Origin of the sequence: Natronoflexus pectinivorans (assembly GCF_004345615.1) — a bacterium.
GTDB classification, from domain to species: Bacteria; Bacteroidota; Bacteroidia; order Bacteroidales; family Marinilabiliaceae; genus Natronoflexus; species Natronoflexus pectinivorans.
The window spans coordinates 328,896-353,363 of sequence record NZ_SLWK01000001.1 but is presented as its reverse complement, the minus strand read 5'-3'; the positions used below and the strand labels follow the sequence as shown (position 1 = coordinate 353,363).

Below are 24,468 nucleotides of genomic sequence, written 5' to 3'. Positions count from 1 at the left end.
TTATTCCCGTACGGCAATTAGGCCAAAGAGTATGTCTATTTTTAATAAACTAATTAAATGAACTACAAAAACATCAAAGCTATTTTGGTATTAGGATTGCTGATATGCAGCTCGTTGAGTTATTCGCAAGATTCTAATTTCCACATCTACCTATGTTTTGGACAATCAAACATGGCTGGCTCAGCACCAGCTGAAGCACAAGATTCAATTGTTAGCTCTCGATTCAAAATGTTGAGTGCGATGGATTGCCCCGATCGTGGGCGAGTAATGGGAAATTGGGATACAGCAATTCCGCCCATTTCCGATTGCAATGCGGGAATCTCCCCCGCAGATTATTTCGGACGCACACTCATTGAGAACCTGCCGGACTCAATAACCATTGGTGTTATTAATGTATCTGTTGGTGGCTCACGCATCGAATTGTTCGATAAATACAATCATCAGGATTATATCGAAACAGCTCCCGACTGGATGATTGGATGGATTGAGAATTATGGGGGAAATCCATATGGCAGATTGGTTGAGATGGCCAGGATAGCACAGAAAGACGGGGTTATTAAAGGGATTCTGTTGCACCAGGGTGAATCGAATCCAAACGATACACTTTGGGTCAATAAAGTGCAGGATATTTATGATAACCTGTTGGCTGACTTAATGCTCGACCCTGAAAATACACCGATACTTGCCGGCGAAATGCTTAGTGACGAATTTGGAGGGAGATGCCATGGTTTTAATCATTTTATAAACCTGCTGCCGGGTGTCATATCAAATGCTCATGTGGTTTCCTCAGCAGGCTGTCCCGGAATGGACGACGGGCTGCATTTTACATCAGAAGGCTATAGAATGCTGGGAAAAAGGTATGGCAAAAAGATGCTGGAAGTAAACTATGGCATATTAAACTCTAAATAAATCTGGTCCTATGTTACTTTTAAAAATATCTGGTATTCACGATATCTGCTTTGTTTTTAAAGGCGGAGAGGGCAATCTGTTTAATTTCGATTGGATGCGGTTTCAATAGTAGTTAGAAAGTTGGCGTAAATTCTTTATGTCATATTTAGATTAGATTTTGTGTTAATTATAACCCTTATATTATGAAGTCTAAAAGTAATTATTTTCGGATTTGCTGTGTTGCATTGATTATGTCAATGCTTCCCATTCTATGTTTTGCTCAAATAGAAAACATCCAAGTGGGCGAACAAACCAGAAGGATGCTGGCTTTTGCTCCGTCTGACATTGAGTCCAACCGGCCACTTATGATTTCCATGCATGGCATGAATCAGGATATAAATTATCAGAAGAACATGACCAGGTGGGAAGATGTGGCGAGTGAGCATAATTTTGTAGTTGTTTATCCCGAAGGTCTTAACAGTCGTTGGAGCCTATTTGGTTCGAGTGATATAGATTTTATCCTGGCTATTATTGATGAAATGCATGATCGTTATGCAATTGATCGTGATAGGGTATATCTCTCCGGATTTTCAATGGGTGGAATGATGACTTATTATGCGGCCACTCAGATTGCTGATAAAATTGCGGCGTTTGCACCTGTAGGAGGTTATTTAATGCAAGGGCCAAATACCAATAGTTCACGTCCTATACCATTGATACATACACATGGAACAACCGATGATGTTGTCGTTTTTGGAGGTGTTCAAACGGCTATAGATGTATGGGTGGCACGAAATAACTGCCCTGAAACACCCGAGGTTATTCAACCATATCCAGCAGGCATGAGTCATTCCAATACTACAAAATACATTTATGGCCCTGGAACGGATCAGGTTGAAGTTGTTCTTCTAAAACACGAAGGGGTTGGGCACTGGCACTCTATGGAACCAGTAAATACCAGTGAAGTGATTTGGCAGTTTTGCAGACGATTCTCTCTTGGTTTTGGAATTCCCAAAGTTAGTTCTGCTTTTGTAATTGATGATGATCCAAATCAAGTAGTGATTGAATTTTCATTGGAATTAGAGGAGTCTTCAGGATTTGATGGTTTTACTGTAGAGGTAGATGGTAGCCCTGTTGACATTTCAAGCATTGAATTATTAGGGGAGACTGTTCTCGCTATTAATTTGGAACAAGCAATTATTAACAGCAATCAAATTACGATTTCTTACAATGATGGAAATGTGACTTCTGTTTTCGAAAAGGAACTTATTGACTTTAGTGATTTGTTAGTTGAGAACTTTCTTCATGGTTCATCGCCCCGAATCATTGAAATTATAGCTCAAGAAGCGGGTCAATCTTTGGTTATCAAGTTTAACAAAGAGATGTTATTACCTTCTGATATTGATGGTTTGATTTTGAACTCGAACTTTAATGGACTCACTGAAATATCTATTAATGATCAAGTTTCTTTTTTAGATGAAGACCCAAAAACTCTCGTTTTTGAACTGGACGAACAAGTTTTTGCGGATTATGAACTGTCCATTACTTATACAGGGACTGGGATTGCTGCAACTGATGATGGTTTGCTTAATAATGTAGATAATTTTCCTGTCAACAATAAGGCAAAAGGGTTGCCGGTTACAATTGAAAGTGCAATACTGGAAGAGAATGCGATAGCAATAAACCTGAAATTTGCGAAAGCAATGAGAATGGGAGATGAGCAGCTCGAACAGTTCAGAGTTCAAGTAAATGGACAAGATGTTGCTATTCGTGAGTTTTTTGTGAGAAAAGAGGTTATTAGTTTAGTCCTGGCTAATAATGTGTATTTTGGAGATGAAATTACCATCAGCTACACTCCCGGAGATATTGTGGCGGCGGATCAGGGTGAATTATCGGCTTTTATCGATTTCGCAGTTGAAAACAAAGTTGCTGAACCTTCAGAATGGACTGAAATACCGGCAAGGATACAAGCGGAAAACTATACTCTTCAGTTTGGAACTGACACGGAAACCACTTCAGACGTTGGAGGTGGTATAAATGTAGGATGGATCGACAGTGGCGATTGGCTGGTTTACGCAATAGACAATAAGAGCGACGAAACTGAGTTTCAAATTTCATTTCGCCTTGCAGCTGAGGCCGGAGGACGAAATTTTGATATCTATATTGATGATGAAAAAGTTGGACAAATAAATGTTCCAAATACAGGTGGCTGGCAAACTTGGCAAACTGTAACTTCTGAGATTAGTTTAAAACAAGGTCAGCAATACTTGAAATTAGTGGCTACAAGCAGTGGTTTTAATATCAACTATTTTGATATTGAGGTAAATACTGTGGGTTTTAATAACCCAGCTGTTAAAGATGTTTTAATTTACCATGATCCTTCGTCAAGACAAATTAGTATTAGGACAAACGATTTGATATACAATAATGTTAAAGTAATAGACTTGGCAGGTAATGTCATTGTTAATGATAGTGTTACATATAAGTCCGAGAAGCAGATTTCCGGAAATTTCTCAAACGGTGTTTACATTGTTAAAATCAGTAATGGCGAAGATTATTTTTCTCAAAAAGTGACAGTGCTGAAATAAAAATTAAATCATTATCTTATTCTTTTGTTCTCAATAGGGCGTAACCTTTCTGGCATTGCGCCCTATTTTTGTTAAATTGTAGGTATAAACTTCAAATTATTTGTCATGACTATCTTGCTAAAATCAACAGCAATAATGATTCTTTTAGGGTCGTTAATAATTGGTTTAAATGCTCAGGAAATTGAAGGCTCACATGAAAGAGTTTTTAAAAATTTTAAAACCGAGCTCTTATGGGAGGCAAAAGTGAAAATTGGGGAGATGATTAATCTGGGCGAAAGTAAAAGGGGTGAAAGGAGAATTATTCCAATCCTGGGTGGAACATTTGATGGCTCAAATATTCGTGGAGTGGTTTTACCAATGGGAGAAGATTGGCAACTTGTAAGGCCTGATGGCGATACAGAACTATATGCCCGGTATCTTTTGAAAACTGATGATGGTTATATAATTCAAGTTATTAATAAAGTATTGATACACGTGGGAGACGAGTTTTACAGTAAATCGGTCATTGATTTGGAAGCGCCTGTAAACAGCCCATACGAATATCTGAATCATGCAATATTTATAGGAACTTTAGGCTTTCCTGATTTAATGCCTGGTGAAGATCCCTATGTGATTATAGGGGTTTATAAGTTGCTGTAAATTATATATAAGGATATTGTATCCTTTTTAAAAGTTGTAATTTAGTATAAGTTTTCGGAAAAATAATACACATCATCCGGAAGTCAAATGTGCAATAATGATAAATTATTGTTTGTAATTGTAATAGTTCAAAAATATTTTGTGATGATAATTGTACCAATCAGATTGCGTTTTAAGATAAAACTCTTTATGCTGTTCTCTTTCTACACGCTGCTTTGCAGTTCTCAGGAAGTGAACTATTGGGAAAACCCTTCGGTTATTGGGATTAATAAAGAACCCTATCGGAGTTCTTTGGTACTTCCTTCAAAGAAGGCTGACCATAAAGAGATTATATCTCTCAACGGAACCTGGAAATTTATGTGGTCGCCAAAGCCCGACGATCGACCTGTTGATTTTTATGAAGTTGGATATGATGCAGGAACATGGGAGAATATTGAAGTCCCCGGAAATTGGCAATTGCAGGGTTTCGGAAAGCCCATTTATCTTAACATCAACTATCCTTTTAAAAGAGATCAACCATTTGTTACAGGGGAACCTCCTTCTGACTGGTTTACATACGAAAATCGAAACCCTGTAGGGTCATACATTACAACCTTTTTAATTGAAGAAGGTTTGGACGACAAACAATTCTACCTCTATTTCGAAGGTGTTGAATCGGCAATGTACCTTTGGGTAAACGGGCAGAAGGTCGGGTACAGCCAAAATTCATATTCGCCTGCTGAATTTGATGTTACGAATTTTGTAAAGCCTGGTGAAAACCGTTTAGCAGTTGAAGTGTATCGATGGAGCGATGGTAGTTATCTTGAAAATCAGGACTTTTGGCGTTTAAGTGGCATCTTCAGACCTGTTGAATTGTGGATTCGTCCTAAAACGCATATTCGAGACTACGCATTAATTGCTGAGCCTTCGGCAGATTTCTCCTCTGCGAAGGTTGGAGCAGAGGTGGAGGTTCGCAATAAAAGCAGCCGAAGAATAAGGAATTTAAACCTGGAGGTTTCAATATTGGGAAAAGACAGGAACGGAAGAGATATTGAAAAGACAATTATAAAACCAGTTCCGGCAATTCCCGGTAATAGCATTCAGAATGTTGTTCTGAGCGATATCATTGAAAATCCACGTTTATGGTCGTCCGAAGACCCTTATTTATATGATGTTACAATATCACTAAATAGCAGAAGGGGTGAGGTTGAGAGTTTTCAATACCATATGGGTGTACGCCGAATTGAAATTGTTGGAGATGTTTTAAAGCTTAATGGCAAAGCCATTAAGTTTAAAGGGATCAATCGGCATGATCATCACCCACGTACAGGTCGTTATGTGGATCCTAAAACTACCGAGTTGGATGTAAAGCTTATCAAGCAAGGTAATTTCAATATGGTACGTACTGCTCACTATCCGCATTCAGCTTTGTTTTACGAGCTTTGCGACCGATATGGATTGTATGTTATGTGCGATGCCAACCAGGAATCACATGGCTATGGCATTGGAAACCTAGAGTTAGGTGATAACCCTGACTGGACTTTAGCGCATGTAGACAGGGTTGTTTCCATGGTGCAGCGCGATAAAAATCATCCGTCCGTCCTGTTTTGGTCTCTTGGCAACGAAGGAGGCAGCGGGATGAATTTCAGGGCTATGCGCGATACGGTGAGAGCAATTGACCCGACTCGAATAATCTATTGCGACTCTGACCGTTCTGTTTCGGATATTTACGACGATGGATATTTGCCTCCCAATGAGCTTAAAGAATTGGCCAAAAGAATTACCGACAGACCTGTTATGCTTCGAGAATATGCTCACGCAATGGGAAATTCGCTGGGAAACCTCCAGGAGTATTGGGATGTCATTGAAGCTGATGCGAGTATAGCCGGAGCCGCAATTTGGGATTGGGCCGACCAGTCAATAGCAAAGAAAAGGGATGGTTCCATTCAAAGATATGGTGAAGATCCAACATTGCTAGCGCTTCAACCCGATGAGTTTTGGGCTTACGGAGGTGATTTTGGCGATATACCCAACGATGGACCATTTTGTCTTAATGGGTTGATAGGCGCAGATAGAGTTCCACACCCTCATTATTACGAGGCTCAGAGGGTTCAGCAATATATCGACTTCTCTGTTGTTTCCGGTTCCTCAAATGTTCAGGTAATAAGCAAACTTGATTTTTCTTCGTTGCATGAGTATGAATATTTCTACGAGTTTTTTGATAACGGGAAAATCATTAAAGCAGATCAACAGCCGCTAAACGCAAATAACATACTCGAAATTCACTATCCATTGGAGGTAAAAGGAGAACTTTTTCTGAATGTATATGCCAAATTGCGAAGACCAACACTTTGGGCAGACAAGGGTTTTGTAGTTGCCCAAAAGCAATTTCAGATGCACCCATACTCTTTTACTTCCATCAGTTCAACAGGGGAAACTCCGGTTCTCTCAGAAAGTAATTCTGCTATTAAGGTAAAATGCGAAAACACATTAATAAAGTTCGATGCCCAAAACGGAGCCTTAAAAAGCTGGATAGTTAACGGTGAAGAATTGTTACATGGAGCATTGGAACCTTACTTTTGGAAACCTGCCAACGATAACCAACGACGAAACGGGTATAATACCCGTTTAGGATCATGGCGAGATGCAGCGAAAAATCGGGTTGTTGAAAAGATAGAAAGCAAAATAGAGAATGGTCTCGCTGTTGTTGTTTTTGATATGTCTCTGCCCGTAGGGGCTTCTTACCAGCTTAAATACCAGGTGAACGGACAAGGGGAGATTCAGGTTAATGCCTCTTATGAGCCAAGAAACAATGACATTTCCCAAATGCCTAAATTTGGGATGCGTATGCGTCTTCCCGCCGATTATGATGAAATTAATTGGTACGGACGAGGTGAGTTCGAGAATTACCCCGATCGGAAAACTGCGGCATTGGTTGGCCATTACAATAAAGCATTGGAAGAGTTTATAACTCCTTATGTGGTGCCCCAAGATAACGCTAATCGAGGTGATGTTCGTTGGTTTTCATTTAGCAAAGGAAGCTCATCTCACATTAGAGTAACCGGATTACAACCACTCTGTTTTCGAGCATGGCCATATCAGGAAGAGGACTTAGAAACAACAAATCATCACTACCTTTTACCACGGCGTGATTTTGTAAATGTGAATATCGATTTAAATATTAAAGGGGTTGGAGGAAATGACTCATGGGGGGCACGAACAATGGAGCAATACACAATTGATGGAAATAAAGCATATTCTTATGGTTTTATTCTGAATGTAATTAATGAGGAATACAAATAGTTTTAACTTTTACCCCTATAGTATTGAAGAACAGAGTTACATATAATATTGAATTCAATTTATCACCTTCATATACTTCTTTTTAAGTAAGAAACTGAAACAATCGGGCATCGAGGTGTGTAATAATAATAGTTTTTTGTTTAATAAGGCGGTGGAAATCTTCAAAAAGTGGCGTTTCTTCTTGTTATAACGGGTATTGCCATATGAAATTTGTTGCTTTTTTATTCGGAGATGTCGCTTTAAGCGAACCTGTTATTGTAAGTTCAGACCATATTCTCGGACAATTGTTCAAATTTGTCCAAGTTAATTCATATAGACAATTTGTCAAATTAAGGTCTTATCAGCTTCTATATAAACCTTATTTAAAACCCAAAAGTTTTTAATGTAGTTTAAATAAGCAGGAAATCAGCTCATAAGTGGATTGGCATTAACCTCCTATGGACTTTCCTTGATTTATAGGGAGTTAAATATTTGAACAAATTGTATAAATATGAATCTAAGAAATCTAAGAATTTCTAGTAAATTAATTACTGGATTTGGAATTATTATTTCAATGACGATTATTATCGCAATAGTTGGAAATATAGGTATTAAGCAAGTTCATTACCAATCTACAGTTTTATCAGGTTTAGGAAACTTGACAAACGAATACAATCTTTCTCGTCTCTACATTCGCTCATTTGCTCATACCCGGGACTCTATGTTTTTGAATAGAATGGATGAGTCTTTATCACATGTTTTTAATGGCATAGCGGAAATGAGGGAAAAAGCTTCAACCATAAATGAGGGTGTCATATTGGATTCATTGTATAGTGCGCTCTCTTTATACCACACAGAGTCGCTTGGTTCAGTTGCCAATATAACCGATTTGGGTATAACCTCTTCTTTTGAAGAGCAACTTGGGCAAGAGATTGTAAATAGACTCTCTTCTGCTGGAGAGCTAAGGCGGTTACAGATATTAAATGATTTTTATGAAGCAAGGCTCAATGCCAGTTATTATATTTCAACATATAATGAGGATAAGCTATTAAGGGCTTTCCAATCCATTGACAATATTTTAGCAAAGCTAAATGACCAATTCTTTATATATGCAGAATTAATAGCTCAATACAGAGAGTTGCTGGTTCAATTAGAAAATATTGGAATGAACCAGGCAGAGTATGACGCAAGTATCCCTCCTCTCGGTCAACAGGTGACCTCGCTGTTTAACCAATTAATGGGGTATGCAAATGCAGAAGCCAATGCGGCAAGAGCCACCTCTAACCTTTTGGTGGTTGGGTTTACTGTCTTTGCTTTTATCCTGGCTCTATTAATTTCTTTTGTTATTACAAAATATATAACCTCCAGGCTTTTAAGAATTGTTGATGTTGCGCAAAACTACGCCAACGGTAATTTAATGGCTAATTTGTCAAAAAAGGACTTGCTATTAAAGGATGAAATCGGTCTTCTAATGAGAGCCATTAATGATATGGGTAATAACCTAAAAAGGGTAGTAGAATTAATTCATAAAAGTGCTATAAGTTTAACCTCAACCAGTACTGAGTTGAACACGTTTGCTATAAACCTTTCTGAAGGAGCCAATAGTCAGGCTGCTGCTTCTGAGGAATTAAGCGCCTCAATGGAGGAGAGTATCGCAAGTATGCAGCAAAATGTTGATAATGCATCAGGGGTTGATTCTATTGCAAAGGAATCAGGAGAATACTTAAAATTGATATCTTCGAAGTCGGACGAGAGTCTTCATTCAGCTGAGTTAATTACGCAGAAAATTAGCGTAATTAATGATATAGCATTTCAAACTAATATTTTGGCGCTGAATGCTGCTGTGGAAGCTGCCAGAGCTGGTTCTGCCGGTAAAGGATTTTCAGTGGTAGCTTCTGAGGTAAGAAAACTAGCGGAGAAAAGTAAACTTGCAGCTATTGATATTATCGCAATGTCACAAAAAAGCCATAAGAATACTGATGAAATGGCCGGTCAACTTTCCTATATTATTCCTAAATTAGATAAAAGTCTACATCTAATTCAAGAAATAACGAGTTCCAGCAAGGAACAACTAATAGGATCTCAACAGATAAATTCCTCCATTGAGAGCTTAAATCAGATAACACAACAAAATGTTTCTTCGTTTGAACAAATTAGTAAGAAATCAACAGAGTTGAATGCGAGTGCAGAAGAACTTTTTAAGTCAATTGCTTATTTTAAGATGTCTTAACCTTAAATTTATATTGAACTTTGTTATATAGTACATCTTATAAGATACATGCCAGTAATTGTTTATAAGGAGGTTTATGATGTTGTGTACTTAACTACAAATGATTTATGTAAGAATTATCAATCTTCTTAATACGATACATTTGGATAAATAACTTCGTAAAACCTGAAGAACGTTATTATTCACCCATCATTCAACAGTAGGTTTTTGCATTAAATGCATCTTGAAACACGACCATCTCCTTTCTCTGAAAAATAGTGTTTGAGTTTTAATAATTAGGGACGTGATCTTTTGTTCTTGAAAATTAATCCTTTGGCTCTATTTTTCTTGGTCAAATTATTATCTATTTTTATAATATGCATTATCTGATTTTGCAAAACGAAGGTATCTATTTTATTTATTTTTGTAAATATATCTTAACAGGTTGATAGTAATTCATAAAATTCTTATAGAGAATAGATCTTCAGCATTTTTTTGTGTTGCCACTTGTTTTTTATTAGCTTAAATATAGTTCGTGGATTGATTCTCAGTTTAGTATGATGAGAATGTAGATTTATGCAGAATAAGAGGTCCCTTTTTGTGAAGACTATTCTAATTGGATTTAAAATCGTAGATTTTAATAAAAAAGCAGAAATGATCTTTATCCACTAAAAAAGCAAGATATCTATAAAAACGCAAGGGTTTAAATTGCATCTGCACATATTCTGATTTTATATTATGCATCAAATTAAAGCTAACTTATTATAACGTTTAATCAAAAAATATCATTGGTATGAAAATTATTTCAAAACTACTTCCCTTAGCATTATCGTTACTATTATTTAGTGCGTGTGAAAAGGAGGAAGCAGAACAGGGGAACATTCAACCATTTCACCTTTCTCAGGTGAGGTTACTGGATGGCCCTTTTGCTCATGCGGCAAGCATGAACGAAGCATATGTTATGGTTCATGATTTGGATCGTTTATTAGCACCGTTCCTGATTGATGCTGGATTGGAACCCAAAGCACCCCGTTACGGTAACTGGGAGAACATCGGGCTTGATGGTCATACTGCAGGACACTTTTTAACCTCTTTTTCATTAATGGTTGCATCAACTGGTAATGAAGAAGCATTAAAGAGACTAAACTATATGATTGACGAGCTTGAGCGTTGTCAAATTGCCAATGGTGACGGATATGTAGGGGGAATACCCGGAGGGAGAGAAATGTGGAAGGAGATTGCAAATGGTCATATCAATGCCGGAAACTTTTCGCTCAATGGAAAGTGGGTGCCCTGGTATAATATCCACAAGCTTTATGCAGGTTTACGTGATGCCTATCTGTTAGCCGGTATCGAAAAAGCCCTTGATATGTTAATCGATTTAACTGATTGGTGTGTTGAGTTGGTTTCCAATTTATCAGAGGAGCAGATTCAGGAAATGTTGGTTTCTGAGCACGGAGGAGTTAACGAAGTATTTGCAGATGTTTATGATATTACAGGAGATGAGAAATATCTCAAATTGGCCAGACAATTCTCTCATCATCTAATTTTAGACCCCTTATTGGTTAAGGAAGATCGCCTAACTGGACTACATGCCAATACTCAAATTCCTAAAGTTGTTGGATTTATGAGAATTGCTGAATTGGCTAATGACAAAGAGTGGAAAGATGCTTCAGATTTCTTCTGGCATACAGTCGTCAATAACAGAACCGTTGTTATTGGAGGTAACAGTACGTATGAGCATTTTCACCAAAAGGAAGATTTCTCGTCAATGATTGAATCACGCCAGGGGCCTGAGACTTGTAATACATATAACATGATGAAGCTTTCTCAAATGCTTTACTTCTCTAAACATGATCTTAAATACCTTGACTACTATGAGCGTGCTTTATATAACCATATCTTACCATCTATTCATCCTGAGCATGGCGGATTAGTTTATTTTACTCCGATGAGACCAAGGCATTACCGCGTTTATTCCAATCCTGAGGAAACTTTCTGGTGTTGTGTTGGAAGTGGGATTGAAAATCATGCTAAGTACGGGGAGTTGATTTATGCTCATGATGATTTAGAGAATGTATATGTGAATCTATTTATTCCTTCAGTTTTAACCTGGGAGGAAAATGGACTTAAACTAACACAAGAGACATCTTTCCCTGAAACTGAATCGTCGAAACTCATCTTGAATATTGACAATCCCTTACGATTTACTGTTTTCTTGAGACACCCGAATTGGATGGATAAAGACAATCTGGAAGTTAAAGTAAATGGAAGAAATATTCGTGGTACCAGCGCGCCAGGCGAGTATTTTGCAGTTACCCGTCAGTGGAATGATGGTGATGTAATTGAGATTTCTCTTCCTATGTACACTTATGGCGAGGAAATGCCCGATGGATCTCCTTATATGGCTCTTTTGCATGGCCCTCTTGTTTTAACCGGAAAGGCTGGAACTGAGGATTTGATTGGCCTGATTGCAGACGATAGCCGTATGGGACATGTTGCTCATGGCCCTCTGGTCTCAAGAGAAGACGCTCCAATTTTGCTTGCCGATGAGTTTAATCTGGAAGATAAAGTAAAGTCTGTTCCCGGAAAACCATTAACTTTTTCTGCCAGCGAACTAATATTTCCAGACGAATTCAGAGATATGGAGCTGGTTCCTTTTTACATGCTGCATGATTCAAGGTATATGGTGTATTGGCAAACAGCTACAAGAGAGGAGTTGGAAAGCATACGTCAGGACCTTCAGGAAAAGGAACGCGAAATGCTTGAGTTAGAGGCCAGCACTTTGGATGCAGTTGAAACTGGTCAACAGCAACCTGAATCTGAGCGAAATTTTAGAGGAGTAAGAACTGAAACAGGCGTTCATCAAAATCGCCATTGGAGGCATGCTTATGGCTGGTTCTCTTATGAATTAAACGATCCAGAAAACCAGGCATCTACACTTAGGGTTACATACTTTGGTGGCGATGCTGGCAGAAACTTTGATATTATTATGAACGGAGAACTCTTAGCCACCGTTAATTTGGATGGCTCACAAGGTGACCGCTTTTTTGATGTTAACTATGAAATACCTCAAAGTATAAAGTCGAAAAAGAGTGGAAACTATCACGAGGTAAGATTTCAGGCTCATGAGAACTCTATTGCAGGAGGAGTCTTTTATGTCAGGTTGTTGAAATAGAGTGAGGTAAAGTGTGTTTTTGAACAGATATATATTATTTGAAATCTCTACTGACCGGCTAATTAATTTAGATTTCTCGCTTCGCTCGAAATGACAAGCTGTTGCGTTGTGAGAGGTGAAGGGGTTATGGCGGCGAAGCCACCATAACCCCTTCACACGCCTTGACCTCCTGAAAGTTTTGTCATTTCGAGCAGAGCGAGAAATCTATTATATGATTATCATTAAAAAAAATCTTAGTCGGACAGCAGTGATTTGAAATATAGGCATTGAATCAATAGTATAATAAACAAGTTGAACCCTTTTAGGGTAATGAACCCGTTGATTATCAGTCAGCCGTAAATTCCATTTGTGGTTTTTCAAGTTCAACCACATTCGTGGTTAAAAGCCTGAAAGGATTAAATGTAATTAGTCGCGGGTGCTAACCCGGGGCTAAAGGTAGATTTTATATTCAGGGGCAACCCTGAAAAGGGTTGAAAATAGTGGGATTTAGCAAGTTCGAAACTTTAGTTATTTATTGATTTCTTCAAGTATCGCCTCTCGATGAACCCGATCCGAAGGCGTGTTTGATATATGCCAATAAGAAGCTCTGAATTATAATTACATAACTAAATAGTTTTCGGTTGATATCAAAAAATTAATAAAAAGTCTTTCAGCAATATTGGTTTCTGTTCTAATCTCCTGGGTTCCTCACTGGAACCCCCAAATTAGCAACTGAAAAACACTTAATCTGCTGACTGCATGTTTTTTGATATTTTTGATTGAAAAGGAAGGCAGAACTTGGGAGCCGAAAACTGTCAATTGAGAACTGTTTCTCTGGTTGTTCGTCCTTCTGATTTTGATTTGAGTAACACAGGAAGAGATACCTGTTTGTTGCCGGTTGAATGGTCTGAGGGAGGATGGCCTTCAAATATTCGAGTAATTTAGAGCGGCTTAAAATCAGCATCCCAAAAGTTAATTTTGGATAATTAAATTGTATTGCCTACTTTTATTTTGATAGAAATGACAGGTTATATATTTCTGAAATTATAACAATCAATAAAATCCAAAGACTATGAAGCAGCGATTCTTACAATTATTTTTTATTCTTCTCCTTTTTTCAGGGTGTAAATCCGGTGAAAAGGATCTGGAACTAGTAAGTCCGGATGGCCGTTTAAAAGCTATTGTTCACCTTTCAACCAATGGAACTCCTCTTTACTCCCTTGTTTTTGATGGGAAAATCATTCTTGAAAACTCAAAGCTTGGTGTTGCTATGGAGGATGCAGATTTTACAGAAAATCTCTCTTTTGGAGGGATTTCCGAAAGCCAGGTCATCAACGATCAATACACTTTGGTAACCGGCAAACAAGTTGACCATGTTTATGAAGGTGTTGAAACAGTATTTACTTTCTTCACCAGCGATCGTGCACAAATGGATATAATTTTTCGATTGTCGGATAATGGTTTTGCCTATCGCTATTACTTCCCTGGTCAAAGTGACGATGTGAAAAAAATTACCTCAGAGGCCAGTTCATTCAGGTTTACTGAAGGAACCATTGGTTGGCTGTCTCCCATGTCGGTGGCAAAAACTGGTTGGGAACATACCAACCCATCTTACGAAGAGCAATATGAATATGAGGTGAAGCCGGGTACCCCTTCTCCTCTTGGTGTAGGGTGGGTTTATCCGGCGTTATTTAAAAATGGAGATGTTTGGATGTTAATCTCTGAGGCTGATTTGCACAGGAATTATTGTGGAACCCGACTGATTCCCGGAGATAATGACAATGAGTATAAAATTGGGTTTCCTGATCCAAGAGAAACCATATTTGATGGAAAACTAAATCCAGAATCCAAACTGCCATGGTTATCACCCTGGCGTTTAATAGCTGTTGGTTCCTTAGAAGACATTGTGATGTCAACTCTGGGAACAGACCTTGCTGCACCAGCCATTGATATGGATTTTTCATGGGTGAAGCCGGGAAATGCCAGTTGGAGCTGGATAATGTACAAGGATGAGTCAGTGAATTACAATACCACCAGAGAGTACATTGATTTTGCAGCCGATATGAATTGGGAATATTGCTTAATTGATGTTAACTGGGATATAAACATTGGCTATGACCGCATGAAAGAATTGGCCGATTATGCTGCATCTAAAAATGTGGAATTAATTCTGTGGTATAATTCGGCAGGCGATTGGAATACAGCTCCATACACGCCTAGAAGTGCATTGTTAACTCGCGAGGATCGCATGCGTGAATTTCAACGAATCAGCGAAATAGGAATTTCTGGTGTTAAGGTTGACTTTTTTGGTGGAGATGGTCAGTCAGTTATTGAGTATTATCATGATATTTTTATGGACGCTGCAAAATTCAATCTGACAGTCAATTGCCATGGAGCCACCTTGCCAAGGGGATGGCATCGCACCTATCCAAACCTTGTTACCATTGAGGCAGTAGAAGGGATGGAATTTGTCACGTTTACACAAGAAACAGCCAATAATGCACCACGACACAATACCATGCAAGTGTTTTCACGCAATGTTTTTGATCCAATTGACTACACTCCAATGAATTTAACCGGAATACCTGGTGATGTAAAAAGAATAACTACGCCGGGACATGAGTTGGCTTTGCCAATTTTGTTTACATCCGGGATTCAACATTTGGCAGAGAGACCAGCGGGTATTCGACAAGTTCCTGACTATGTAAAAGATTTCTTGCGCCAGTTGCCGGTGCAATGGCAAGAGACTCGGTTTGTTGATGGGTATCCGGGAGAGTTTGCTGTATTGGCCAGAAAAGCAGAAAATGGTTGGTTTGTTGCAGGGATAAATGGTGAGGATAAAGCTCGGGATTTTGTCATGAACCTTGACCTGCCTGGAGTGAATAGTCCCGGCCAACTTATTTCTGATGGATCAGATAAGGGATTTTCTATTTCAGACGTAGATACAGATGTTACCTTGAGCATGGAACCAAATGGTGGCTTTGTGATTTGGTATCCGGCAAACTAAGGTTTTATAAGATAAAAGCATAAAAGGGACGATCCATCGTCCCTTTTTGTTATATCAGCAGAAGGATGAATTACCTGGAAATAACTCGTTCTGTATATGTAAATGAAGGTGTTTCAATTCTTATGATATATATCCCATTTTCAAATCTGGCTTTTGTTTGATATTGGTTCAGCCATTCTCCCTGATACTGTTCAACCATAGAACCTGAGATGTTATAAATGGAAATCTTAAGGTTGCTTTCCGGATTCATAGAGTTTAGGTCGATTGTAACCGATTTTTGGGTTGTTGGATTAGGATAAATACTGATTTTTGGTTCAGGTGTCTTCATAAGTGAAGTGGGACTTTGAGGAATTCTTTCTAATCTCCACAATTGATTATTACCACCCAGATATTCCCACTGCACAACATTCGCTCCATCCTGTGTTGAGAAGTTGCTCACATCAAACGATCTTAAATCGTTTGACGAGGCAGTAGTAATAGAGAAGTAACCGTTTTCCTGATAGTTAAACTTCACGCGTTTTGAGTTGTCGATTACATTGGTCCCCAGTCGAATATTTGCACCATTGTTTGCATTGTTGTTTGCCACTTCCAAATACCTTCCCTGAGAGCTGCTTATTGGACGCAAAGCAACATAACCACTCCCGGCATTTTCCACCATCCATTTTTGGGAATTGGCTCCTGTGTATGTGTTTTGGATGATGTTTGTTCCAAAGGCATCGTTCCCATTAAATACCTCCAGAACCTTATTGCTGTTATGATTGCGGATGACATACACAGAGTCAGTAAAAACATTTGAAACAGCATCTACTGCATCTTGTGTAATATGTTTCCCCCAAATATTTAAGCCGCCCTCATTCATGCCTGTATAGGTAATGGTCAGTCTTCGGAGTTCCCAATCCCAGGCGCGGGATACAATTAGTTGATCTATATGCTGTCCATTACCCCAACTCATGGTAAGTTCATTACCGTCCAAACTCCATCTGTTTGTCGCATTATTGTCAATGGTGCCATTCTCAAGAAGCTCAATGATGCTTGGTCTTTGGTGAGGATTTGATTTGTCATATATCAATAAAAGGTGTTCCCATTGTCCAATGAGTTCATTTTTGCTGATTGGAGTTTGAAGGACATTGGCATAGCGCTGGGGTTCAACTACAGGCCAGTCATTTACCCAGTGTATTTTTCTAACATGAAGGACCATGCAGAAAATAGATGTACTTGGTCGCGCCTGATGAAAAATGTAGTAATCTCCGTTATCATTATAGATAGCATTGTGACCTGTTCCCTGCCATCCCATGTGATGATTAAATCTGTATGGTGCCAGAATCATTGGATAATCGTCTGTGTAGGCAGCCATATCTCGTCCATTAATATCGTAATATGGCCCTTCCGGATTTCGGGATCTGCCAACCCTGACATTATAAAAATCCTCCAGCCAGTCGTATGATACAAAAAGATAAAACCAGCCGTTTCTGTAGCTAAACTCCGGCCCCTCTATTGAGCCATGTCTGCCCCCTGCACGAGCAGCAACTTTCACGCCTTTATCACCTTGGTTTAAAATGCCTCCGGTTTCCGGATTCAACTCCAGTACAAACATTCCTGTTTGGTATGATCCATAAACCATCCAATGCTTCCCGGTTTCCGGATCAATTATCACCGATGGGTCGATTGCATTAATGGGGTCATTAGGTAGGGAGTGAACTATATGCCCCTGGTCTTCCCATGGGCCGCCAGCTGATTGGCTGGTTGCGTAGCCAATATAGGCGAGGTTCTGTCCGTCAAGACCTCCTGGTGCCGAATAGTAAAGGCGAAATTCATCACCTGCTTTGATTACGAATGGTGCCCATATGCCTGAATCGTCATAATTTGGGTTATGCTGGAGAAAGAAATCTTTTGCTGATTGTGGTACTCCATTAAAAGCAGTTCCGATAAATTCCCATTCAACCAAGTCCCTGGATCTACGAACCATGGCACCCGTGCCAATATTATGACCACCAAATGCTACATCGGTATTAAACATGTAATACCACTCTCCATCTTTGGTGACTGTTGGATCGTGTACATTAAAGATGGACCAATTTTCAGGATCTGTCGCAAATTCATGGTAGGTATCGAAATAGGGTGGTGGGGTAAAGTCATCTAAAAGGTTGTCTGATAAAGTATAATTAGCTATAAAGATCAGAGTTAGTAATACGGGAAAGTTCTTTTTCATAGTCTTTTAAATTGGCTATTCTATATTATTTGGAATAATGATTTATGCTTAAGTATAAGTGTGTAATAATGATGATTTAGAGAGGTTTTTATTCTTTTTTATCATTATCCTTTTGTCGATTTTGGTAGGTGAGAGGGAAAATTGTGTTTTTAAATACTTAAAGCCACAACTATGGTTTAGAGTAGAATAAATATATTGTTTCTTTTTTATGCTTTGGTGGACACAGGTTTATTTATAGTGGATCAATTTGTAAATATGCTTTCGCTTATTGCTCTCCATTCTTATAGAATGATTAACACTCTTTTTGTTAAATATTGTTTTAGTGCGGCTTCTTAATCAAAAATGCATCGGATATGTTTGTCGTTAGAAATACCCTTTTTATAAGGGGGTTTATGGTTCTCTCTCATAATATGTCAACATTAATCCACCACATATGTATTATTGTGCACCATGAAAAGTAAAATCTACCCTACATTTGATTTAACAAAAATTATAAATCGCAAACAGAAGTTTAATGTCAAATATTCAATTCTATGGAGGTAAACCTAAATCACTTTTTTAAATAGGAAGAATTCAATTAAAAGTTATGATTCAATGTTTTATTATTAAAAATTGATTATGAGAATAAAATTTAAGCCATTGGTAACCGTGACTCTGTTGGGAGTTTTATTAGGATGGTCATGCCAGAAGTGGGATCAAATGGATCCACCGGCTGGAAACCAGAAAAATCCTGAACCAGAGCCACCAGCAATGGATCCTTCATACTCGAATGTGACGGATCCAACTATTGGAAAGGATAATTACTATTACATCATCTCATCGAATGCTTCGCTAGAAGGAGTGGAATACGAGGATGGTCTTATGGTACGCAGATCAGTTGATTTGGTAAACATGACAATGACCGAGGGGAATGAATACATTTTATCTGATGTTATTTCTAACTGGGCAGGTGCACGGTTGCTAGAGCTTGATGATGCTGTAGTAGAAACCAATATTAGAATAGGCCAACCTGATTTAGTTAAAATTGGGGATGAGTGGAGACTATATTATTCAGTGTCTGCTGGAACCAATGCCTCTATTATAGGATATGCAGTAACTCCATCGTTGGATGATCCGGAATGGACTGATATGGGGGAGATTCTTAGCTCTGAGCCTGGAATGGAGTATAAAGCTATTAGCCCCAGTTTTTGTAAGTCTCCGGATGGAGCATCTCATTATTTGGCTTTTGGTAATAGTGGAGGTGGGGTTCATATTGTACCGTTAAACCCAGCAACCAGCATGCCAAGCGGATCTGCAGTAAGAGTTGCATCACGCGCAGATAATACCCTTACAGGGAACCCTTCAATGTTTTACCATGGAGGTTATTTCCATTTGCTTTTTACTGTTGATAATGGGGATTTACCCATTACAGCACATACTTATTCAACTGACCCTATGGGTCCATATTCTGATTTCTCAGGAAGAAGTGCGCTTGGAATTGCCAATTTTTGGGAAATTTCAAGGGTTTTGTCTAATCTTCAACATGCAGGAGGTACAGCCTGGCACAGGGTTAATGGTGTCAGTGTGTTTAAAGACGATAACAATCAGTTTTTTGCTGCACATCACGCTGTTGCAGCCGGATCTTCTGAACCTGTGTTACATATAAGACGAATGGAATGGATCGATGATTCCAGAAGAAATGTAGGTGCGGGGATTCCAGTGCCGGGCATCAGCCCTGTCAGGTATGCCGGACCTCTTCCTGATGATATTACCATTGCCGATATTGCAGGCGATTACTATTATGGTACAATTTGGGGACATACCCTAAGTGCTATAAATGATCCAAAATCTTTCAACGCAGATGGTACTTATAGTGGGGGATCTTGGGATTTTGATCCAGGACGTGGCATTTTACATATGCATAGTACAGAATGGGGAGGAGAAGATATCTATATCCGATTGTTTAAAGGACATGATTTTGAAGGCAATAATGAAGTGATTATTGTCGGAGCAGGAATCAATGATACGTTTGGAGATTTCCCAGGTGTTTGGATTAGAAAAATAGGCGACGTATCTGGCCCCGATCCTTCAAATGTAAGAACCGGAATCTATGATCCGGCCATGGCTGTGGATAACAAATATTGGTTTTTTTCAAGTAACGCCGGAATCGATGGATTCGATTACGAAAGAGGGCTTATTGTTAGATCAAGCGATGATTTGGTGTTCTTTGATGATCATGGATATGTTCTCAGCAGTGTAATTAATAACTGGGCTGGTGCAAGACTGATGGAATTGGATTCTTCAATTGAGGATGAAGACATAATAATTGGTCAACCTGCAATTGCCAGAGTTGGAAGTCAGTGGAGATTATACTATTCTGTTCAGGCCGGAACTGATGCTTCTGTATTAGGTTATGCGACCAGTTCTTCATTGGAAAATGCTTCATGGACAGATCAGGGAGAGGTGCTCTTCTCTGATGTATCTACCTCATATAAGGCTATGAGTCCAAGTTTTGTGGCGACAGCTGATGGCCATTTTCTGGCTTTTGGTGAGGGAGTAGGTGGAGTTCATATAGTTGAACTGGATCAGTCTACGGGTATGCCTTTAGGTTCTCCTGTTATAGCTGTAACCAGCAGCGATCCTAATCTTAATGTAGGGTCACCTGAATTGATATATTATAATGGTTACTATACCCTTATTGCAACCTATAATAATGTATCGGTGCTTCAGAGTGCTTCAATCAATCCGATGGGACCATACATCGATTATGGTAACAGGAATTTGTCTGATGGCAGCAGCTTTGGTGAAAGTAGAATTCTTACTCCTTATCAATTCTCAGGAGGAACAAGTTGGTCATACACAGACGGCATTAAGACCTGGAGAGATGGTGATAACTGGTATGTTGTGCATCAGGCCAGAAAAACAGATGGAACAGATTATGAGATGCATGTTAGAGTGATGAACTGGCTTAACGACAGCCGCATGGTCACTTCCAATCAACCATTTCCGGTCATTTCTCCAGAGAGATTCTCCGGTGTTGAAAGCGGAACAGTTTCAGTTGATGATATTCCGGGAACATGGCATTATGGAGCCTTCTGGTTCCAGGGCAGCCCAGCCAGCGTAAACAATATGTCTGCACCAATGATGGTACTTAATGCTGATGGTACTTATCTGCACAGCGGAGAAGAAGTTGGAGGTTCCTGGAATTTTGACGAATCATCTCAAGTGCTTCATTTGTCTAGTGATGCATGGGGTGGAGAGCAGATCTTCATCTTGCTGAATCCTGTTTTTGACTGGGATCATTCGGTTAATACATTCGCTGGTGGCGGTGTTAACGATACTTTCTTTTTCCATCCTGGTGTTTGGATGAAGAAAGTGGTTAATGGCCAGTAATCATTTAATTAACTTCTTTTTTATGACAAATTTATTTAATATAAATAGAAAAAGCGCGGGAGGCAATCCCTTCCGCCTTTTATTATTCGCCTTAATCTTGTTATTCAGTCAGATTGTTCATTCCCAAGGGCACACAGTAACGGGAACAATCACTGATTCAAACGGAGATTATATTCCCGGTGTGAATATAAGAGAACAAGGAACAATCGTGGGCACCATAACTGATATCAATGGTCAGTATACCATCAACGTATCTCCTGATTCTGAATTGCTGATCAGTTTTATTGGGTTTCGAAATACAACAGTTGAGGTTAATGGTAGAACGGTAATTGATATTGTTCTTCAGGAAGATACCTATCAATTGGATGATATAATTGTTGTAGGTTATGGACAGCAACGGAGAGAAAGTGTTGTTGGAGCAATTTCTTCTGTTGGAACAGAAGAAATATTGCGATCTTCTTCGCCTAATATAACACAGGCCATTGCAGGAAAACTACCCGGAGTAATTACTTCTCAGTCATCAGGAGCTCCTGGAATGGACGATGCCGAGATCTTTATTCGTGGTAGGGCCTCGTTTGCCGGTGACAACCAGCCTCTGGTGCTGGTAGATGGTGTTGAAAGAGAGTTCTCCCAAATTGCGCCTGACGATATCGAAAGCATCTCTGTTTTAAAGGATGCTTCAGCAACTGCAGTTTATGGTGTTAGAGGTGCTAATGGTGTTATTTTGGTCACAACAAAGAGAGGACGTGAACAGGCACCTACTGTTAGCCTCACTGCGAATTACCAAATGCAAATGCCAACACGTGGTGATGCATTTTTGGATTCTTACCAGTCAGTAAAACTTTTGGAAGAGGCCAGAGCGAATGATGGTCTTTCTTCTCTCTATTCTGCACAAGATATTGAGATGTTTCGTCGATCTGTACGTGGTGAGTTAAGCCCCAGAGAGCAACAACTTTATCCTAATGTTGACTGGTATGATGAAATTCTTCGTCGCTCTGCACCAGCAGAGCGTTACAATGTCAACATTCAAGGAGGAACCCGTAGAATCAGGTATTTCACCTCATTGGAATACTTTAACCAGGGCGGATTATATCGAGATAACAACAATTATGATTACGGGCAGAGTGGAAATGTGAATTTCAGACGATACTCGTTCAGAGTTAATTTGGATTTTCTTGTTACCAGTAATTTAACTGCTTCGGTGAATTTTGGAACTCGTTTTCAGGAACGTAGAGGGCCAAATATCATTGATGATCAAACTTCAAATATTGTTAATGAGGTTTTTTACGAATTGAGCCACACTCCCGGATGGCAGTTTCCAATTCAATATGAGAACGGCTTTTTCGGAGGGAATTCTCAACACCAAAACAATATTGCAGCAAAGTTGGCCAACGGTGGATTTTATGAAACTACTCGAACCATCAATGAAACCAACTTTATCCTAGATTATAAGATGGATTATATAACCCCTGGATTGTCTGCAAGAGGGATGGTGTCATTTGACTATGATACCGATTATGATCGTCGGTTCTCAGCTCCATTTGCTACTTATGAGTTAATTGACAGAGAAAACCCGGAGTTGGAAACCAGTTATACTAGGTTTGGAGAAGATGGCGAGTTGGTTTATCAGGGAAATGTTCAACGCACATCCATGAAAACCTATATGGAATATGCTCTTAATTATTCCAGAATGTTTGACGATCTTCATGAAGTTACTGGTTTAGTTTTATACAATCAGAATGATTATAGTTTTCAAGCTCAATTACCCAGAAGATACCAAGGTTTGGTAGGACGTGTAACCTACAATTTTGATAGACGATATTTTTGGGAAATGAATGCTGGTTATAATGGTTCAGAGAACTTTGCTAAAGGAAATCGTTTTGGATTCTTTCCTTCTTTCTCTGCTGGTTGGATGTTGTCCAATGAATCTTTTATGGATCAAACTAACTTATGGCTGGATGCTCTTAAGCTTAAAGCATCATATGGAGAGGTCGGTAATGATGCATTTAGACGTAATGGACAAGACATCAGATTCCTTTATGTTGACTCCTGGACGCAACTTAACAGTGCCTACATGTTTGGTAATAATTTTCAACCAGGGATATTTGAAGGTCGATATCCAAACTACGCTGTGACCTGGGAGCGTGCCCGCAAATATAATGCAGGTGTTGAATCCAGTTTTAGAAATGGGCTTTTTGCTTTGAATTTTGATCTCTTTTTGGAAAACAGGGACAATATTTTGACGGACTATTTAACTAAACCTGCATGGTTGGCAGTTGAGATGGCACCTGGTAATCTGGGAGAAACCCAAAACAAAGGGTTCGAAATTGAGCTGCGTCACAATAACCGTTTAGGAGCTCTTCATTATTTTGTGAACGCCAATTATATGCATGCCCGTAATGAGATCAAATTCATGGATGAGCCAAATGGCATGCCTGATTACCGAAAGCGTGAAGGACGCCCTATTAATCAGTTTTTTGGATTGGTTGTAGACGGTTTTGTAACCCAAGCTGACATTGATGCTGGTAATTTACCTGTGTCGACATTTGGTAATGTTCAACCGGGAGATCTCAAATACAGGGATATGAATGGTGATGGATTTATTGATGAAAGAGATGTGACCTTTATTGGTTACAGTGACATTCCGGAAAATACTTTTAGCTTTTCATTCGGAGGTAACTATAAAGGTTGGGGGTTTAGTGCTATGTTCCAAGGAGTATCAAATGTAAGCCGTTTTTATGATGCAGGAACCATGTTTGCCTTTGTAAATAATGGCAAAGTGAGCGAGCATCACCTTCACCGTTGGAATCCTGCTGTCAGCGAAGCAGAAAACTTGGCCAATGCAAAATATCCCTTACTGCATTATGATGAGTTTGGAAACCACAACCAAAGACTGAACTCTTTTTTCCTTCAGGATGGAAGTTTTATTAGGTTGAAAAATGTTGAAGTGAGTTATACAGTTCCCAAAATGGTTTCTCAACGTTGGCATATGAGTGAATTAAGATTCTATGTAAATGCTAACAATCTCATAACCTGGGATAATTTGGATATTAAGGTAGATCCTGAAAGCAGAGGCTCTTTCCATTATCCTATAATGAAGGCCGTCAATCTTGGTGTTAATGTAAAATTTTAAAAATC

General features: G+C 39.1%; 10 protein-coding genes. 9 read left to right on the top strand and 1 reads right to left on the bottom strand.

All coding sequences use genetic code 11. From position 1 onward, the window contains the following. Positions 1-57 precede the first annotated feature (57 nt). The 7 genes from EV194_RS01325 to EV194_RS01290 all read left to right on the top strand — a co-directional run bounded on the left by EV194_RS01325 (position 58) and on the right by EV194_RS01290 (position 15,749). Positions 58-909 carry a sialate O-acetylesterase gene (locus tag EV194_RS01325; RefSeq protein ID WP_132431309.1) on the top strand — a complete coding sequence of 284 codons (852 nt, stop codon included), beginning with the start codon at positions 58-60 and terminating at the stop codon, positions 907-909. 182 nt (positions 910-1,091) lie between these two features. Continuing rightward, positions 1,092-3,476 carry a carbohydrate-binding protein gene (locus EV194_RS01315; protein ID WP_132431305.1) on the top strand — a complete coding sequence of 795 codons (2,385 nt, stop codon included), beginning with the start codon at positions 1,092-1,094 and terminating at the stop codon, positions 3,474-3,476. Between the two features lie 105 nt (positions 3,477-3,581). Then, on the top strand, positions 3,582-4,115 hold the full coding sequence (locus EV194_RS01310; protein ID WP_132431303.1) for a DUF3237 family protein: 534 nt from the start codon (positions 3,582-3,584) through the stop codon (positions 4,113-4,115). 144 nt (positions 4,116-4,259) lie between these two features. Next, a complete protein-coding gene (locus EV194_RS01305; protein WP_132431301.1) occupies positions 4,260-7,397 on the top strand; it encodes a glycoside hydrolase family 2 TIM barrel-domain containing protein in 3,138 nt (1,045 codons plus the stop codon). A gap of 490 nt (positions 7,398-7,887) precedes the next feature. Beyond that, positions 7,888-9,606, top strand: coding sequence for a methyl-accepting chemotaxis protein (locus EV194_RS01300; RefSeq protein WP_132431298.1), 1,719 nt, complete (start codon positions 7,888-7,890; stop codon positions 9,604-9,606). A 772-nt stretch (positions 9,607-10,378) separates the two neighbouring features. After that, positions 10,379-12,763, top strand: coding sequence for a glycoside hydrolase family 127 protein (locus EV194_RS01295; protein WP_132431296.1), 2,385 nt, complete (start codon positions 10,379-10,381; stop codon positions 12,761-12,763). Positions 12,764-13,814: 1,051 nt separating this feature from the next. After that, positions 13,815-15,749, top strand: coding sequence for a glycoside hydrolase family 97 protein (locus tag EV194_RS01290; RefSeq protein WP_132431294.1), 1,935 nt, complete (start codon positions 13,815-13,817; stop codon positions 15,747-15,749). A 70-nt stretch (positions 15,750-15,819) separates the two neighbouring features. On the opposite strand, the gene EV194_RS01285 is transcribed toward EV194_RS01290, so the two are convergent. Next, positions 15,820-17,958, bottom strand: a complete 2,139-nt coding sequence (locus EV194_RS01285) for a family 43 glycosylhydrolase (protein ID WP_132431292.1) — start codon at positions 17,956-17,958, stop codon at positions 15,820-15,822. A 618-nt stretch (positions 17,959-18,576) separates the two neighbouring features. Between EV194_RS01285 and EV194_RS01280 the strand changes: the two genes are divergently transcribed. After that, on the top strand, positions 18,577-21,330 hold the full coding sequence (locus EV194_RS01280; protein WP_132431290.1) for a family 43 glycosylhydrolase: 2,754 nt from the start codon (positions 18,577-18,579) through the stop codon (positions 21,328-21,330). Between the two features lie 22 nt (positions 21,331-21,352). Then, positions 21,353-24,463 carry a SusC/RagA family TonB-linked outer membrane protein gene (locus EV194_RS01275; protein WP_132431288.1) on the top strand — a complete coding sequence of 1,037 codons (3,111 nt, stop codon included), beginning with the start codon at positions 21,353-21,355 and terminating at the stop codon, positions 24,461-24,463. Positions 24,464-24,468 lie beyond the last annotated feature (5 nt).